The sequence below is a fragment of the Brevundimonas naejangsanensis DSM 23858 genome (genome assembly GCF_000421705.1).
GTDB classification, from domain to species: domain Bacteria; phylum Pseudomonadota; class Alphaproteobacteria; order Caulobacterales; family Caulobacteraceae; genus Brevundimonas; species Brevundimonas naejangsanensis.
In genome coordinates this window covers 330,423-346,714 of the sequence record NZ_ATXN01000003.1, presented here as the reverse complement: position 1 = coordinate 346,714, position 16,292 = coordinate 330,423, and the positions used below count along the sequence as shown (strand labels likewise).

The window sequence follows — 16,292 nt, the reverse complement described above, 5'->3', positions numbered from 1 at the left end:
CGCGCCAGCGGCTCGGATGAGGGGGCGGCCGGATGCGCGCTCATCCTCGGCCAGTCAGCCTGCGGAACCCTACCCCTCATCCGTCATGCTTTGCATGACACCTTCTCCCCCGAGGGGAGAAGGACTGCCTGCGGTCAATAAGATGCGTCCTGTCTTCATCAACGTCGGCGAGCGGACCAACGTCACCGGCTCGGCCAAGTTCAAGAAACTGATCATAGCGGGCGACTATCCCGCCGCCCTGTCGGTCGCGCGCCAGCAGGTCGAGGCGGGCGCCCAGGTCATTGACGTCAACATGGATGAAGGCCTGCTGGACGGCCCCGTCGCCATGCGGACCTTCCTGAACCTGATCGCGGCCGAGCCGGACATCGCCCGCGTGCCGATCATGATCGACAGCTCCAAATGGGAGGTGATCGAGGCGGGCCTGAAGTGCGTGCAGGGCAAGCCGATCGTCAACTCGATCTCAATGAAGGAGGGCGAGGACGCCTTCCGCCACCACGCCGTCCAGTGCCTGCGTTACGGCGCCGCCGTGGTGGTCATGGCCTTTGACGAGGTGGGTCAGGCCGACACCGCCGCGCGCAAGATCGAAATCTGCACACGCGCCTATAACATCCTGGTCAACGAGGTCGGCTTCCCGCCCGAGGACATCATCTTCGACCCCAATATCTTCGCCGTGGCGACGGGGATCGAGGAGCACGACAATTATGCCGTAGACTTCATCGAGGCGACGCGGGTCATCAAGCAGACCCTGCCCCACGCCCGCGTCTCGGGCGGGGTGTCGAACGTCTCGTTCAGCTTCCGGGGCAATGAGCCGGTGCGCCGGGCGATCCACAGCGTCTTCCTGTATCACGCCATCAACGCCGGTCTGGACATGGGCATCGTCAATGCGGGCGACCTGCCCGTCTATGACGACATCGACGCCGAACTGCGTGAAGCCGTCGAGGACGTGATCCTCAACCGGCCGCAGCGGACCAATGTGTCCAACACCGAGCGACTGGTGGACATGGCGCCCCGCTACAAGGGCGAGAAGGGCGCGGCCAAGGTCGTGGACCTGTCCTGGCGTCAGGCGACGGTCGCCAAGCGCATCGAACACGCCCTCGTCCACGGCATCACCGACTATATCGTCGAGGATACGGAGGAAGCCCGTCAGGCGTCCGAACGCCCGCTGCACGTCATCGAAGGCCCGCTGATGGACGGGATGAACGTGGTTGGCGACCTGTTCGGCTCGGGCCGGATGTTCCTGCCGCAGGTGGTGAAGTCGGCGCGGGTGATGAAGCAAGCCGTGGCCCACCTCGAACCCTTCATGGAGGCCGAAAAGACCGGTCAGGAGCGTCAGGCCGCGGGCAAGATCCTGATGGCCACGGTCAAGGGCGACGTCCACGACATCGGCAAGAACATCGTCGGCGTCGTGCTTCAGTGTAACAACTATGAGGTCGTCGATCTGGGCGTCATGGTCCCGGCCGACCGCATCCTGGACGCCGCCATCGAGCACAAGGTCGACATCGTCGGCCTGTCGGGCCTGATCACGCCTTCGCTGGACGAAATGACCTTTGTCGCCGCCGAGATGGAGCGGCGCGGCTTCGACATTCCGTTGCTGATCGGGGGCGCCACGACCAGCCGCACCCACACGGCGGTGAAGATCGAGCCGAAGTACCGTAAGGGCTCGACCACCTATGTCATCGACGCCAGCCGCGCCGTCGGCGTGGTGTCGGGCCTGCTGTCCCCGACCGACAAGGCCAAGAACGAGGCGGCCACCCGCGAGGAATACGTCCGCATCCGCGAGCAATACGCCCGTGGACAGGAGGTGAAGGCCCGCGCCGCCATCGAACAGGCGCGCGACAACCGCTGGCGGCCGGATGAGGGCCAGACGCCCGCCCCCGCGCCCTCCTTCCTCGGCGTGCGCGCCTATGAGGCCTGGGATCTTCAGGATCTGGCCGACCACATCGACTGGACGCCCTTCTTCGCCAGTTGGGAGCTGATCGGTCGCTATCCGCTGATCCTGGAGGACGAGATCGTCGGCGAGGCGGCGCAGGACCTGTTCCGCGACGCGCAGGCCATGCTGAAGCGTATCGTCGAAGAGAAGTGGTTCACGGCCAAGGGCGTGGTCGGCTTCTGGCCCGCCAATGCCCGCGGCGACGACGTGGTGGTCTGGACCGACGAGACTCGCACGACCGAAGCCGCCCGCTTCCACGGCCTGCGCCAGCAGATCAAGAAGTCCAACGGCAAGCCGAACCTGTGCCTGTCCGACTTCGTGGCCGAGGACGGCCCCGACTATCTGGGCGCCTTCGCCGTCACCGCTGGTCATGGCGAGTTGGAAAAGGCCGCCGAGTTCAAGGCGGCGGGCGACGACTATTCCGCCATCATGGCCACGGCTCTGGCCGACCGTCTGGCCGAGGCTTTCGCCGAGCGGCTGCACAAGGAAGTGCGCACCCAGCTCTGGGGCTACGTTCCTGACGAACAGACCTCGGTTCAGGATCTGATCGAAGAGAAGTATCAAGGCATCCGCCCCGCCCCCGGCTACCCAGCCCAACCCGACCACACGGAAAAGGCGACCCTGTTCCGCCTGCTGGACGCCGGGACCAACGCCGGGATGAGCCTGACGGAATCCTTCGCCATGTCGCCCCCGGCCTCGGTCAGCGGCCTCTACTTCGGCCATCCGGGCAGCCACTATTTCGGCGTCGGCAAGATCGACCGCGATCAGGTCGAGGATTACGCGACCCGCAAGGGCTGGGACGTGCAGACGGCCGAGCGCTGGCTGGCGCCGATCCTGAACTACGATCCGGCCGCCATCGGGCGAGACGCCGCCGCCTGATCCCGAGACCTGGGGCCGCCATGTCCCCGACAGCGCGGGGGTGCTAAGGGTCAGGGCGTCGTCTTTTTCGCCGGATGCCTGAGACCTATGAAGCCCCTGCCCGCCCTCGCCGCCCTCGCCTCAGACATGACCGCCTGGCGTCGGGATTTCCACGCCCACCCCGAGCTTTCGGGCGAGGAAAGCCGCACGGCGAAGATCGTCTTCGACGCCCTTAAGGACATGGGTCTGTCGCCTGAAGGCGGCATCGGCGGCGCGGGCGTCGTGGCGGTGGTTCAGGGACGCGAGACCGGCCCGTCCATCGGCCTGCGCGCCGACATGGACGCCCTGCCCATGAACGACGACAGCGGCGCCGAGCACGCCTCGACCAAGCCCGGCGTCTCGCACGCCTGCGGCCACGACGGCCACACAGCGACCCTGCTGGGCGTCGCCCGCTACCTGACGGCCAATCCGCCTGCGCGCGGCCGAGTGGTGCTGATCTTCCAGCCCGCCGAAGAGAACGGTCTGGGCGCCAAGGCCATGATCGACGACGGCCTGTTCGACCGCTATCCGTGCGATGAAATCTACGCCTATCACAACATGCCCCTGCTGCCGTTCGGCGAGGCGGCGGTGCGTCCGGGCGCGACCCTGAACGGCTACAAGATCTGGGAGATCGACATTCAGGGCGTCGGCGGCCACGGCGCCGCTCCGCACAAGACCAAGGATCCGCTTCAGGCGGCCGTCCGCGTCGCCTCGGAAATCTCGTCCATCATCGGCCGTCACGTCGATCCGATGGAGCCGGCTCTATTTACCGTCACCAAGCTTCAGGCGGGCGCCTCGCACAATGTCGTACCGCACGAAGCCAGCCTGGCGGGCACCCTGCGCGCCACCTCGCCCGAGGTGATCGAAACCATGTGGAGCCAGCTTCAGGCCATCTGCGACGGCGTCGGCCGCATGACCGGCTGCACCCTCACCGTGACCGAAATCGCCGGGGTGCCGCCCTGCATCAACGCCCCGGCCCAGGCCGCCATCGCCGCAGACGCCTGCGCCTCGGTGCTGGACGCGGACAAGGTGCTGCGCGATCTGAAGCCTTACCCCTTCACCGACGACTTCGCCTATATGCTGCAGCACGCGCCGGGAGCCTATATGTTCTTCGGCCAGGGCGGACCGATGGTCCACCAGACGGTCTATGACTTCAACGACGCCGTCCTGCCCGTCGCCTCCTCGATCTTCGCCCGCATCGTCGAGGACCGCCTGAGCTGAGGTTAGGTCAGCAAGAAGCGCATCAGGCGCGCGGAGGCAGAATCCGGGCGAACCGGGCCGCGTCGCCTGCGGGGCGCGTCGGCTCCGGCGCGGTCGCCTGATGCAGTCTTTCGGCCAGGGCCGCCGGGTCCTGGCAGAAGATCTCGAACAGCATGGCCATCACCCCCTGCGCCCGCTCGTCGGCGAGGGAATAGTAGATGGAGCGGGACGCCCGCCGGGTCTTCACCAGGCCCGACTGGCGCAGCTCAGCCAGTTGCTGCGACAACCCCGGCTGACGCAGGCCCAGCTCCTGTTCCAGCTGGCCCACCGAACGCTCTTCCTGCGCGATATGGCACAGGATCAGCAGGCGGTTGGCGTTGGCCAGTTGCCGCAAAAGTTCGGCCGCCTCGGGCGCGACGGCCTTCAACCGTTCCAGATCGACGTCGCCGCGCGTCATTTCGGCCCCGGCCGATAATACCAGGCGTCATCGCCCGCCAGCACGTCGCCGAAGTCGATCGGCGCCGCCTGAAGCAGGGCCGCGCCCGGAGTCCAGCCTTCGGGCGCCGAGGCCCCTTCCCGATCCGCCGTCTGCAGGGCCGTGATCAGCCGCAGCAACTCCTCGACGGAGCGTCCGACGTTCATCGGATACCAGCTGATGGCCCGCACCACCCCGTTCGGGTCGATGACGAAGGTGGCGCGCACCGAGGCGCTGTCGGGCGCCGCCGGGTCGATCATCCCATAGGCCTGGGCGATGACCATGGAGGGGTCCTCGATGATCGGGAACTCCACCGTCACGTCGAAGCGGTCGCGGATGTCCTTCAGCCACGCCAGGTGAGAATAGAGGCTGTCGACCGACAGTCCCAGCAGTTCGCAGCCGATGGCGGTGAAGTCCGCCTGACGCCGGGCCAGGGCGATGAACTCGCTGGTGCAGACCGGGGTGAAGTCCGCCGGATGCGAGAAGAAGGCCAACCAGCGCCCGCGATAGTCGCTCAGCCGACGCTGGCCCCGCGTCGTGCGCGCGGTGAAATCTGGCGCCGCCTCATTGATCCGCAGAGGCCGCAGGGAGGGCGTGTCCGTCATCGAGTCGGTTTCCATGTCATAGGGCTACGCGTCGCCGAGGCGCAGCGCACCTTGAAAACAATTACTTGCATATAATATGTAAATATCTAATTGCTTGATTCAGATCAATGCGGAGAGACGCCGTGAACGACGCCCCCATCGACCCCGCCCGCGATTATGCGAGGGAATTGATCGAGGCCGCCCTGACGAACGAGGCCCAGCGCCCTGTCGTCAAATCCTTCTTCGACCCCGCCACCTTCACCGTCAGTCATGTCGTGCGCGATTCCGGCTCGAACGCCTGCGCCATCATCGACAGCGTGCTGGATTATGATCAGGCGGCGGGCCGCACCTCGACCGCCTCAGCCGACGCCCTGATCGCCTACGTCGAGGCCGAGGATCTTGAGGTCCAGTGGCTGCTGGAGACGCACGCCCACGCCGACCACCTGTCGGCCGCGCCCTATCTGCAGGAGCGCCTCGGCGGCCGTCTGGCCATCGGCCGCGACATCATCAAGGTGCAGGACGTCTTCGGCAAAGTCTTCAACGAAGGGACCGAGTTCCGCCGCGACGGCAGCCAGTTCGACCAACTTTTCGACGACGGCGACCGCTTCGCCATCGGCGGGCTCCAGGCCACGGCCCTGCACGTGCCCGGCCACACCCCGGCCTGCCTGGCCTATGTGGTCGGCGACGCCGTCTTCCCCGGCGACACCCTGTTCATGCCCGATTACGGCACGGCGCGCTGCGACTTCCCCGGCGGCGATGCGCGGACGCTGTATCGCTCGATCCAGCGGCTGCTGTCCCTGCCCCCGGCGGCGCGAGTCTTCCTGTGCCACGACTACAAGGCGCCGCCCGCCCGCACCGAATTCGCGTGGGAAACGACCATCCGCGCCCAGCGCGAGGGCAATATCCATGTCCGCGACGGCGTCAGCGAGGATGAGTTCGTCGCCATGCGCACCGCCCGCGACGCCACCCTGTCCATGCCGCGCCTGATCCTGCCCTCGGTTCAGGTCAATATGAACGGCGGACGCATGCCCGAGCCGGAAGACAACGGCGTCCGCTACCTGAAAGTGCCCATCAACGCGCTCTAATTCCGCGCACCCCTTTTTTCCTCAAGCCAGAGAACCGCCTCATGGACATCCGCACCCTGGAAGACCGCCTGCACGTCTCGCCGCAGATCCTGCCTGAGGAGGTCCCGACGGCGGCCGCCCAGGGCTACCGCGCCATCATCTCCAACCGCCCCGACGCCGAAGAGCCGGGCCAGCCGATGACCGAGGACATCCGCGCCGCCGCCGAGGCCGCGGGCCTGTCCTTCATCCACATCCCCATTCGCGGCGGAGCCATGACGCCCGACGACATCGCCCGCTTCAAGGCCGCACTGGCCGAACTGCCCCAGCCCATCCTCGGCTACTGCCGCTCGGGCACCCGCACCACCTTCCTGTGGGCCCTGTCGCAGGCGGGCGAACGCCCGGCCGAAGAGATCGTCGCCCTTGCCGCCGCGGCCGGTTACGACGTCTCGCCGCTCGGCCCGCGTCTGGAGGGCTGAGGCATGGCCCATGCGCAAGCTTCCGAGACCTGCCCCGAGACTTGCGATGTCCTGATCGTCGGCGGGGGCGCCGCCGGGATCGCCACGGCGGCCAGCCTGCTGCGCCGCCGCCCCGGCCTTGACGTGGTGATCGTCGAGCCGTCCGAGCGCCACTATTACCAGCCCGGCTGGACGCTGGTCGGCGCCGGCGTCTTCACGCCCGAGCGCACCATGCGCGAGACCTGCCGCCTGATCCCCAAGGGCGCACGCTGGATCAAGGACAGCGTCGTCGACTTCGCGCCCGAGGCCGACCAGGTGCGCCTGTCGGACGGCCGCCGCATCGGCTATCGCGCCTTGGTCGCCGCACCAGGCATCAAGCTGGACTGGGACGCCATCCCCGGCCTGAATGAGACGCTGGGCCGCAACGGCGTGACCTCCAACTACCGCTTCGATCTGGCGCCCTATACGTGGAAGCTGGTGCAGGAGATGAAGGGCGGCCGCGCCCTGTTCACCCAGCCGCCCATGCCGATCAAATGTGCGGGCGCCCCGCAGAAGGCTCTCTATCTGTCAGCTGACCACTGGCAGTGCACCGGCGCCCTTCAGAACGTGGACATTGAATTCCACAACGCCGGGGCCGTGCTGTTCGGGGTCAAGGACTACGTCCCCGCCCTGATGAAATACATCGAGCGTTACGGCGTCGACCTGCGCTTCAACTCGCGCCTGACCGCTATCGACGGCGAGGCGCGCAAGGCGACCTTCGCCGTCACAGATGCCGACGGCGTCGTCAGTGAAGTCGTCCGCGACTTCAACATGATCCACGTCTGCCCGCCGCAGACCGCGCCCGACTTCATCCGCCACAGCCCGCTGGCGGCCGACAGCGGCTGGATCGACGTCGATCAGTCGACGCTGCACCACAACTGTCTCGACAACGTCTTCGGTCTGGGCGACGCCTGCTCGGCGCCCAACGCCAAGACCGCCGCCGCCGCCCGCAAACAGGCGCCGGTCGTGGCCGAGAACGTCATCTCCATGCTGGACGGCAAGGCGCTGAAGGCGGTCTACGACGGCTATGGTTCCTGCCCCCTAACGGTCGAGCGCGGCAAGATCGTGCTGGCCGAGTTCGGTTATGGCGGCAAGCTGCTGCCCAGCTTCCCGGCGTGGATGCTGGACGGGCGTCAGCCGACGCGCCGCGCTTGGCACCTAAAGGCGCAGGCCCTGCCGGAAATCTACTGGGTCGGAATGCTGAAGGGCCGCGAGTGGTTGTGCGCGCCTGAATGCGTCGAGCCGGGCGTCGCCCCCCGCGCACAAAAAAGCGCCGCATGATGGGCGAACCGCTCAGCCTGCTGCAATACGGACTGGGCGCCGGGGCGGGGTCGCTGGTCGGCTTCACCCTGGGCCTGGTGGGCGGGGGCGGCTCGATCCTGGCCGTGCCGCTGATCGTCTATCTGGTGGGGGTGAAGGACCCGCACCTGGCCATCGGCACCAGCGCCTTCGCCGTCGCCGCCAACGCCTTCGCCAATCTGCTGAACCACGCCCGCCACGGGTCGGTGAAATGGAAGATCGCCCTGCTGTTCGCGGCGGCGGGCGTGGTCGGGGCGGCGCTGGGCTCCAGCCTGGGTAAGGCGGTGGACGGGCAGAAGCTGCTGGCCCTGTTCGCGGTGCTCATGCTGGTCGTCGGCGCCCTGATGCTGCGCGGCCGCTCGGCGGCGGGCGACCCGCATGTGACCCTGACCGCGCGCAATGCGCCCAAGCTGGTCGGCACGGGGACGGCGACGGGGATGCTGTCGGGCTTCTTCGGCATCGGCGGCGGTTTCCTGATCGTGCCCAGCCTGATGGGTTCGACCGGCATGCCCATCTATTACGCCGTCGGCTCGTCGCTGGTCGGCGTCACCGCCTTCGGCCTGACCACCGCCTTCAACTATGCGCTGGCGGGATGGGTGAACTGGGCGCTGGCGGCGGTCTTCATCGGCGGGGGCGTTCTGGGCGGGTTGGCAGGCGCGCGGCTGGCCAAGACCATGTCCAGCCGCAAAGGCCTGCTGAACACCGTCTTCGCAGGCCTGATCTTCGTCGTGGCCCTCTACATGCTGTATCAGAGCGCGCAGGTCTTGATGGCGTAGACCACGGCGAGAGCCCTTCGTCAGACGGGCTCCAACTGACGCATCCCCATCGCGGAGCAGCGTCGCCACTCGGCGCTGTCGCGCCAGATTTCGGCCAGCGCCTCCAGCAGCTGTTCTTCGTCCTCGTCGGCATGAAGAGGCGTGGGCGTGACCCTGAGGCGCTCGGTCCCGCGTGCAACCGTCGGATAGTTGATCGGCTGGATATAGACGCCGAAATCCTCCATCAGCCGGTCGGTCACGCGCCTGGCCGTCGCCGCATCGCCGATCATCACCGGCAGGATATGGCTGAGGCTGGGCAGGACCGGCAGGCCGATCCTGACCATGCCTTCGCGGATGGACCTGGCCCGCGCGGCCAGGGCGCGCCGGGGTCCGCCGTCGGCTTTCAGATGCTTAAGCGCCGCGCGCACCCCCGCCACGACCGACGGCGGCAGGGCGGTGCTGAAGATAAAGCCCGGCGCATGGCTGCGGACAAAATCGACCGCATCCGCATCGCCCGCCAAATAGCCGCCCATCGCGCCGAAGCCCTTGCTGAGCGTGCCCTGGATCATGCTGATCCGGTGCGACTGGCCGTCGCGCTCGGCCACGCCCGCGCCCCGCTCGCCGTAAAGGCCCACGGCGTGGACCTCGTCCAGATAGGTGAAGGCGCCGTGGCGTTCGGCGACATCGCAGATCGCCGCGATCGGGGCGAAGTCGCCATCCATCGAATAGCAGCTCTCGAAACAGACCAGCTTGGGCCGATAGCGGCAGACGCTGTCCATTTGGCGCTCCAGATCGCGCCAGTCGTTGTGCGCGAACACCCGCCGCTCCGCCCCCGAACGCCGCATCCCCTCGATCATGGAGGCGTGGTTGAGAGCGTCGGAGAAGATCACCGCGCCGGGCAGGCGCTTGCCCAGCGTCGACAGGGCCGCATCGTTGGCCGCATATCCGGAGGTGAACAGCAGGGCCGCATCCTTGCCGTGCAGGTCGGCTAGCTCGCGCTCCAGCTGGACATGCTCATGGCTGGTGCCGGAAATGTTTCGTGTTCCGCCCGCCCCCGCACCGTATTTGTCGATCGCCTGCCGCGCGGCCGCCAGCACTTCGGGGTGGACGCCCATCGACAGATAGTCGTTGGAGCACCAGACGACGATCACGCGGTCCCTGCGATGGTCCCAGGCATAGGGGCCGCCGGTCGACAGCCGCTCCAGATCAGCGAACACCCGATACCGCCCTTCGTCGCGCAGGGCGTCCAGGTCGCTGCGAAAAAAGGTCGCGAAGTCAAAAGCCCTCATGATCGTCCGTCCGTCAGCCTTCCATGAAGGGTCGGACAGGAGGCGACATTGCCATCGCGCCGACGGCGTGAGACCTAGCCCCCCATTGGCCCGATCAATCCGGCCACTTTTGATAGATGAAGCAGACCAATGTTCAAGCGCGCCCAGCTGGATTCGGTGCAGACCTTCATGGATCACCCGGCCCAGGCCGGTCTGCCCCTGCACGCCCGGATCCAGCGCGCGGTGCGCCAGCTGATCATCGACCGTTCGCTGACGGCGGGGCGCCCCCTGCCCTCCTCACGCACCCTGGCGCGGTCGCTGGGCGTCTCGCGCGACACGGTCGAGACCGCCTATGCCCAGTTGCACGCCGAAGGCTTCATCGAGCGGCGGGTCGGCAGCGGTAGCTTCGTCTGCGAACTGACGGAACTGGGCCTGAAACGCGGCGTCCTGCGCCCCTCAGCCCGCCGCACCCCCGCAGGCGCGTCTCAGGCGCGCCTCAGCCGACGCGGCGCGGCGATGGCTCAGGCGGGCAGCGCGCGCGATCCCTTCACACCCCTGGCCTTCTCGCCCGGCGTGCCGGAGACCCGGCTCTTCCCCTTCGCCCAGTGGGAAAGACTGCACCGGCAGGTGCTGCGCGAAGAAGGCGCCAAGGCCCTGACCCACGGCGACCCGCAGGGCGACCCGCGCCTTCGTCAGGCCATCGCCGACTATGTGAACCTTGAGCGCGGCGCGCGCGCGACGCCTGAGCGGATTCTGGTGCTGACCAGCACACAGCAGGCCCTGAGCCTGTGCGCCCAGGTGTTGATGGACCCCGGCGACGGCGTCTTCATCGAGGATCCCGCCTATTCGGGCGCCAGCAGGGCCTTTGAAGCGGCGGGCTTGAAGCGCCTGCCCATCCCCGTCGATCATCAGGGCCTGCGCACCGACGACATTCTGGCGGCGCCGACTTCGGCGCGCGCCGCCTTCGTCACGCCCTCGCACCAGTTCCCGACCGGCCGCACCCTGTCGCTGGAGCGCCGCCTGGCCCTGATCCAATGGGCGGAGCAAGCCGGCGCCTGGATCATTGAGGACGATTACGACAGCGAGTTTCATTATACCGGCCGCCCCACGGCCTGCGTGCAGGGGCTCGATCCGCACGACCGCACCCTCTACCTCGGCACCTTCACCAAATCCCTCTTCCCCGGCCTGCGGCTGGCCTATCTGGTGCTTCCCCAGACGCTGGTGGAGCCGATGGTCACGGCGCGCAGCCTGATGGACGGCCACACCGCCTCCATCGCCCAACTCACCCTCGCCCGCTTCATCGAGGACGGGCGGTTCGGCGCCTATGTCCGCACCATGCGCGGCGTCTATGCGGAACGGCTGGAGGCTCTCGACGCCGCCATTAAGACCAGCCTTGGCCATGTAGTGATGCTGGACCGACCCGCAGGCGGGCTTCAGGCGCCGTGCTTCCTGATCAACGACCATGCCGAAGCCGAGACCCTGGTTCAGGCCCGACGCGCAGGCGTTCACCTGACCGGCCTGTCCAGCCTTCACGCCGATGGTCAGGGCCGACCGGGCTGGCTGATGGGCTTCGCCGCCTCCACGCCCAAAGAGATTCAAGCCGCCGTCGGTCGGCTGGCCAGCCTCTTCCCTGCGTGATCGGCGCTTACAAAGCGGTCTGCTTCATGGATCGAATGTGGCGGGCCTGACCTGCCAATCGGGCCTATAGTTTGCGGATGCGGCTCACCTCTCCGGCGCGCCGCCGTTCCCTTGTATCGGGAGGATACATCCCTTGCCCCAGGCCTCAGTCGCCTCCGCCTTATCGCCCGCCGACCTACAACGTTTCGGACCCAATCCGCGTGAGAGCTTCGCCGCCAATCTGGCGCTGGTTCATCGCCGCATCGCAGTCGCCTGCGAACAGGCGGGCCGACCGTTCGACAGCGTCCGCCTGCTGCCTGTCACCAAGACGGTGCCGGCCGATATTCTGCGTCTGGCGTGGAGCGCCGGCGTCACCGATTTCGCCGAGAACAAGCTGCAGGAAGCCCGCGACAAGGCCGAAGATCTCGCTGACCTGGCGATACGCTGGCACATCGTCGGCCACCTGCAGTCGAACAAGGTGAAATACCTCACCCGATTGGCCGACGAGTTCCACGCCCTCGACAGTCTGAAACTGGCCGACATCCTGAACCGCCGTCTTGAGGCCGACGACCGGGACATGAACGTCTATGTCCAGGTCAACACCTCGGGCGAGCAGAGCAAGTTCGGCCTGCACCCCGACGACGCGATGGACTTCATCGAACGGCTGGAAGCCTTTCCGCGCCTGAAGCCGCAGGGCCTGATGACGCTGGCCGTGTTCAGCGACGACCCTGATCGGGTACGCCCCTGTTTCACCCTGCTGCGCCGTCTGCGCGATCAGGCGCAGCGGCTTCATCCCCGGATGACCGGCCTGTCGATGGGCATGTCCGGCGACTACGAATTGGCGGTCCGCGAGGGCGCCACCGTGGTCCGCGTCGGCCAGGCCATTTTCGGCCCCCGTCCTACCCTCAACGCCCATTACTGGCCCGGCCTGGCCGAGTGACACGATCGGATCTCCCGCGTTGACCATTCCCTTCATCGACCTTCAATCCCAACGCCTTCGCATCGGCGCCGACATCGACGCCGCCCTGCTAAAGGTCGCCCGCAGCGGGCAGTACATCATGGGTCCGGCGGTCGCCGCCCTGGAGCGCGCCCTGTGTGAGTTCGGCCAGGCCCCGCACGCTCTGTCCTGCTCCAACGGCACCGACGCCCTGGTCCTGCTGATGATGGCCTGGGACATCGGGCCGGGCGACGCCGTCTTCTGCCCGGCCTTCACCTTCGCCGCCACGGCCGAGATCGTGGCCCTGGCCGGGGCTGTTCCTGTCTTCGTCGACATCTGTCCGGACACCTGGACACTCGACCCGCAGGCCCTGCGCGCCGCCGTAGATCAGGTCGAACGCGAAGGCCGACTGCGCCCGAGCGCCGTGATCGCCGTGGACCTGTTCGGCCAGCCCGCCGACTATCCGGCCCTTGCCGCCGTCGCCGCCGAACACGGCCTGAAGCTGATCGCGGATTCAGCGCAGGGTTTCGGCTGCACCCTGGATGGACGCCACCCGATCCATTGGGCCGACGTCTCCACCCTCAGCTTTTTTCCGGCCAAGCCTCTGGGCGCCTATGGCGACGGCGGGGCCATCCTGCTGAAGGACGAGACACTGCTGGATCATCTGATCTCCCTGCGGGTGCATGGACAGGCCACCGCCGCCGACGCCGCCGCGTGCGGGTTCGAGCATGACCCCAAATATCTGAACCTGAGACTGGGCATGAACGGGCGTCTGGACACCCTTCAGGCCGCCGTCCTCGTTGAAAAGCTCAAGATTTTCGAGGACGAGATCGAGCGCCGTAACCGCATCGCCGACCGCTATACCGAGGCCTTGCATCCCCATGTCGCTGCCGTGCCTTGCGTGATCCCCGGCGGCCGTTCGGTCTGGGCGCAATACACCATCGAACATGACGACCGCGCCGGTCTGGCCGCCGCCTTGAAGGCCAAGGGCATTCCCACAGCGGTCTATTATCCCATCCCGCTTCACCGCCAGCCCGCCTACAGCAGCCATCCGGTCGGCGCTGGCGGACTGGCGGTGACCGAGGCCAAGGCCGAGCGCGTGATCAGCCTGCCGATGAGCGCCTATCTGGATGAAGCCGTTCAGGACCGCGTCATCGAGGCTGTCATCGCTTACAACTAAGCTCGGCCCAATCACGAAAAGCCCGACCGTTGATGCAACGGCCGGGCTTCTTATTCCTCATGGACGCCTGACAGGCGGTCAATCGCCGATGACGCGCATCTCGAACGCGCCCGCATCCAGCGTTCGCCTGAGAACGCGCTGAACGTCTCTGGTGGCGCGCTCGGCGGCGCCCGCCAACGACACGCCCTTCAGCAACCACGTCGTCATGAAGGCGGTGAACAGGTCGCCCGTGCCGCTGGGTCGAATGGGCAGGCGTGGAATGGAGGTCCGGTGCGCCTTGCCGCCCTCCAGCGCCACGGTTTCGACCTCGCCGTGGCGAGTGTCGACAAGAACGCAGCCCGTGACCACGACGCGGCCCGTTCCACGACGGCTCAACTGATCCGCAGTAGCGCGCAGACCTTCGACCGTATCGGGCCTTTCGCCGACCAGCCGTCCCAGCTCGAACTGGTTCGGCGTCACGATGTCGGCCATCGGCGTCAACTCATCTCGGAACCGTTCGATCAGCCCGTCTTCGACAAAGACGCCTAGGTCGTCATCGCCGATCACCGGATCGCAGATCAGCACGAAATCAGGATTCAGCCGCCGGGCCCGGCGCAGGAAGTCCACGACCACCGACGCATTGCCCACCGAACCCATATAGCCGGTGAGGATCGCCGCCGCCTGCTGCGGCAACTGCCTTTCCTCGACGCCCAGCAGCAGGTCGGCCACCAGGTCCGCCTCCAGCACCCGCCCTCTCATGGTCGGATAGTGGGGATGGTTCGACAGCAGGGTCGTGGGGACGGCCGCCACCTCGAAACCAGCCGCCTGGAGTGGATAGACCGCCGCGCTGTTGCCGACGTGGCCATGAACCACCTGGCTCTGGATCGAGATGACCTGCATCACGCCTCCTGCATCAGGCGACCGCCGCGCCTGGAGCGGTCAGGGGATAGGCGCGCGTCAGGTCTGCGACCTGCGCCCTGATCTCGCTGCTGTCGGACCGTCCGTCGCGCACCCCGCGAAGGATGGAGAGGATCAACCCGCCAACGGTCCGGAACGCCGCCGCATCGAACCCTCTGGAGGTCGACGACGGCGAGCCCAGCCGCAGGCCTGACGTAATCATGGGCGACGCCGTATCAAAGGGGACAGAGTTCTTGTTGGCGATCAGATGATGCACTTCCAGAGCTTCCACCGCCTGCTTTCCGGTCACGCCAAAGGGACGCAGATCGACCAGCACCAGGTGGCAATCCGTGCCGCCCGAAACCAGCCGCAGGCCGCCTTCCACCAGAGTCGCGCCCAGAACCCGGGCGTTCTCGATCACCGCGCGCGAATAGTCCACGAACGAGGGCTGCTGCGCCTCATGAAAGGCGGCGGCCTTGCCGGCGATGACGTGCATCAGCGGCCCGCCCTGAGTGCCGGGAAACACCGCCTTGTCGATGCGGCGCGCCAGTTCGGGATCGTTACACAGGATCAGCCCGCCGCGCGGCCCGCGCAGGGTCTTGTGCGTGGTCGAGGTCGTCACATGCGCATGGGGCGTCGGATTGGGATACAGCCCCGCCGCGATCAGACCGGCGTAATGCGCCACATCCGCCACCAGCCAGGCCCCGACCTTGTCGGCAATCTGGCGCATACGGGCGAAGTCGATCCGCCGCGGATAGGCCGATCCGCCCGCATAGATCAGTTTCGGCCGATCCTGCAGAACGCGCCGCTCCATGTCGTCATAGTCGATCAGATCATCTTCTTCGCGCACCCGATAGGCGCTGACATCGAACCACTGGCCCGACAGGCTGACCGGCGAGCCGTGGGTCAAGTGCCCGCCGCAGGCGAGGTCCAGCCCCATGATCCGATCGCCCGGTTTGATCAGGGCGAACAGCACCGCCAGGTTGGCGTTCACGCCAGAGTGCGGCTGGACGTTGGCGTAATCGACGTCGAACAGGGCGCAAGCCCGGTCAATGGCCAGCTTCTCGGCGATATCGACCGCTTCACAACCGCCATAGTAGCGCCGCCCCGGATAACCCTCGGCGTATTTGTTGGTCAGGACCGAGCCCTGCGCCTGACGCACAGCCGCGCTGACGATGTTCTCCGAGGCGATCAGTTCGATGCTGTCCTGCTGGCGCTGCTGCTCCAGCGTCAGGGCGTACGCCAGGTCGGGGTCCAGAACCCGTGTTGCAAGGTCGGAGTGCATGTCTTCACCTCGGATCATGTAAAAAAGAGGCGGGCTGGAACTATGGGAGGGTTCCGGCCCGCCATGCGGACTTCCAAGAGGGGGGGGTGTCGGGAAGGCCGACTGGAGTTCAACTGAGCGCCGAAAGATCAGCGCCGTGATTGATGTGATAGACGGCGCCCTCCATGACGATGGCCGGCACGGACTTGACGCCGATCGCCTTCGCCTCGGGAAGGCGCTCGGGCGTTTTGCCCAGATGGACGACTTCTACCGCATAGACCGCCGGGTCCAGCGCGCCGACAAAGCGGCGCTGGGCGTCGACGCAGACAGAACAACCGGCATGATAGAAAACGGCATTCTTGGCCACGGGCCTGTCCTTTTCAAAAGGTCCGACAGCAGAGTTGCTGTGCTGGAGTGGTCGTGGGATACCCACATCACGGCCTAGCGATAAG

General features: G+C 66.9%; 15 protein-coding genes. 9 read left to right on the top strand and 6 right to left on the bottom strand.

Going from position 1 to position 16,292, the window contains the following annotated elements; translation table 11 throughout:
- Positions 1-94 precede the first annotated feature (94 nt).
- Together metH and H556_RS0109115 are read left to right on the top strand one after the other, a co-directional pair.
- The gene (metH, locus tag H556_RS0109120; protein WP_155802451.1) at positions 95-2,809 is read left to right on the top strand and encodes a methionine synthase; all 2,715 of its coding nucleotides are present in this window, start codon (positions 95-97) and stop codon (positions 2,807-2,809) included.
- Between the two features lie 87 nt (positions 2,810-2,896).
- Positions 2,897-4,048: an amidohydrolase gene (locus H556_RS0109115; RefSeq protein WP_024354135.1), complete on the top strand. Its 1,152-nt coding sequence runs from the start codon at positions 2,897-2,899 to the stop codon at positions 4,046-4,048.
- 22 nt (positions 4,049-4,070) lie between these two features.
- Here the strand turns inward: H556_RS0109115 and H556_RS0109110 are convergent, their stop codons facing one another.
- Positions 4,071-4,484, bottom strand: a complete 414-nt coding sequence (locus tag H556_RS0109110; RefSeq protein ID WP_024354134.1) for an ArsR/SmtB family transcription factor — start codon at positions 4,482-4,484, stop codon at positions 4,071-4,073.
- A complete protein-coding gene (locus H556_RS0109105; RefSeq protein ID WP_419185426.1) occupies positions 4,481-5,107 on the bottom strand; it encodes a peroxiredoxin in 627 nt (208 codons plus the stop codon). Before H556_RS0109105 ends, H556_RS0109110 begins: the two co-directional genes overlap by 4 nt.
- Before the next feature lie 107 nt (positions 5,108-5,214).
- Here H556_RS0109105 and H556_RS0109100 point away from each other — a divergent pair, with 107 nt between their 5' ends.
- The 4 genes from H556_RS0109100 to H556_RS0109085 are packed head-to-tail and all read left to right on the top strand — an operon-like array spanning position 5,215 to position 8,719.
- Complete coding sequence (locus tag H556_RS0109100) at positions 5,215-6,171, top strand: MBL fold metallo-hydrolase (RefSeq protein ID WP_029673447.1); 957 nt, start codon at positions 5,215-5,217, stop codon at positions 6,169-6,171.
- Between the two features lie 41 nt (positions 6,172-6,212).
- Entirely contained in the window at positions 6,213-6,626 is a 414-nt protein-coding gene (locus H556_RS16690) for a protein tyrosine phosphatase family protein (protein WP_024354131.1), read from the top strand.
- Positions 6,627-6,629: 3 nt separating this feature from the next.
- Positions 6,630-7,925: an NAD(P)/FAD-dependent oxidoreductase gene (locus H556_RS0109090; RefSeq protein WP_024354130.1), complete on the top strand. Its 1,296-nt coding sequence runs from the start codon at positions 6,630-6,632 to the stop codon at positions 7,923-7,925.
- Positions 7,925-8,719: a sulfite exporter TauE/SafE family protein gene (locus H556_RS0109085; protein WP_024354129.1), complete on the top strand. Its 795-nt coding sequence runs from the start codon at positions 7,925-7,927 to the stop codon at positions 8,717-8,719. Before H556_RS0109090 ends, H556_RS0109085 begins: the two co-directional genes overlap by 1 nt.
- A gap of 20 nt (positions 8,720-8,739) precedes the next feature.
- Here H556_RS0109085 and hemA read toward each other — a convergent pair whose 3' ends face one another.
- Positions 8,740-9,987: a 5-aminolevulinate synthase gene (gene hemA / locus H556_RS0109080; protein WP_024354128.1), complete on the bottom strand. Its 1,248-nt coding sequence runs from the start codon at positions 9,985-9,987 to the stop codon at positions 8,740-8,742.
- A 129-nt stretch (positions 9,988-10,116) separates the two neighbouring features.
- Here hemA and pdxR point away from each other — a divergent pair, with 129 nt between their 5' ends.
- From pdxR to H556_RS0109065, 3 genes are all read left to right on the top strand, one after another.
- Positions 10,117-11,604, top strand: coding sequence for a MocR-like pyridoxine biosynthesis transcription factor PdxR (gene pdxR / locus H556_RS0109075; RefSeq protein ID WP_024354127.1), 1,488 nt, complete (start codon positions 10,117-10,119; stop codon positions 11,602-11,604).
- Positions 11,605-11,737: 133 nt separating this feature from the next.
- On the top strand, positions 11,738-12,523 hold the full coding sequence (locus H556_RS0109070) for a YggS family pyridoxal phosphate-dependent enzyme (protein ID WP_024354126.1): 786 nt from the start codon (positions 11,738-11,740) through the stop codon (positions 12,521-12,523).
- Positions 12,524-12,542: 19 nt separating this feature from the next.
- A complete protein-coding gene (locus H556_RS0109065) occupies positions 12,543-13,700 on the top strand; it encodes a DegT/DnrJ/EryC1/StrS family aminotransferase (RefSeq protein WP_024354125.1) in 1,158 nt (385 codons plus the stop codon).
- Positions 13,701-13,778: 78 nt separating this feature from the next.
- On the opposite strand, the gene pdxY is transcribed toward H556_RS0109065, so the two are convergent.
- The 3 genes from pdxY to H556_RS0109050 all read right to left on the bottom strand — a co-directional run bounded on the left by pdxY (position 13,779) and on the right by H556_RS0109050 (position 16,207).
- The gene (gene pdxY / locus H556_RS0109060; protein ID WP_029673446.1) at positions 13,779-14,579 is read right to left on the bottom strand and encodes a pyridoxal kinase; all 801 of its coding nucleotides are present in this window, start codon (positions 14,577-14,579) and stop codon (positions 13,779-13,781) included.
- A gap of 13 nt (positions 14,580-14,592) precedes the next feature.
- The gene (gene glyA / locus H556_RS0109055) at positions 14,593-15,861 is read right to left on the bottom strand and encodes a serine hydroxymethyltransferase (protein WP_024354124.1); all 1,269 of its coding nucleotides are present in this window, start codon (positions 15,859-15,861) and stop codon (positions 14,593-14,595) included.
- A 109-nt stretch (positions 15,862-15,970) separates the two neighbouring features.
- Entirely contained in the window at positions 15,971-16,207 is a 237-nt protein-coding gene (locus tag H556_RS0109050; RefSeq protein WP_024354123.1) for a hypothetical protein, read from the bottom strand.
- Positions 16,208-16,292: the final 85 nt, after the last annotated feature.

Bases quoted from the DNA above. Each gene is read 5' to 3' on its own strand.
- metH (WP_155802451.1), top strand. From the start codon at position 95: ATGACACCTTCTCCCCCGAGGGGAGAAGGACTGCCTGCGGTCAATAAG.
- H556_RS0109115 (WP_024354135.1), top strand. From the start codon at position 2,897: ATGAAGCCCCTGCCCGCCCTCGCCGCCCTCGCCTCAGACATGACCGCC.
- H556_RS0109110 (WP_024354134.1), bottom strand. From the start codon at position 4,484: ATGACGCGCGGCGACGTCGATCTGGAACGGTTGAAGGCCGTCGCGCCC.
- H556_RS0109105 (WP_419185426.1), bottom strand. From the start codon at position 5,107: ATGACGGACACGCCCTCCCTGCGGCCTCTGCGGATCAATGAGGCGGCG.
- H556_RS0109100 (WP_029673447.1), top strand. From the start codon at position 5,215: ATGCGGAGAGACGCCGTGAACGACGCCCCCATCGACCCCGCCCGCGAT.
- H556_RS16690 (WP_024354131.1), top strand. From the start codon at position 6,213: ATGGACATCCGCACCCTGGAAGACCGCCTGCACGTCTCGCCGCAGATC.
- H556_RS0109090 (WP_024354130.1), top strand. From the start codon at position 6,630: ATGGCCCATGCGCAAGCTTCCGAGACCTGCCCCGAGACTTGCGATGTC.
- H556_RS0109085 (WP_024354129.1), top strand. From the start codon at position 7,925: ATGGGCGAACCGCTCAGCCTGCTGCAATACGGACTGGGCGCCGGGGCG.
- hemA (WP_024354128.1), bottom strand. From the start codon at position 9,987: ATGAGGGCTTTTGACTTCGCGACCTTTTTTCGCAGCGACCTGGACGCC.
- pdxR (WP_024354127.1), top strand. From the start codon at position 10,117: ATGTTCAAGCGCGCCCAGCTGGATTCGGTGCAGACCTTCATGGATCAC.
- pdxY (WP_029673446.1), bottom strand. From the start codon at position 14,579: ATGCAGGTCATCTCGATCCAGAGCCAGGTGGTTCATGGCCACGTCGGC.
- glyA (WP_024354124.1), bottom strand. From the start codon at position 15,861: ATGCACTCCGACCTTGCAACACGGGTTCTGGACCCCGACCTGGCGTAC.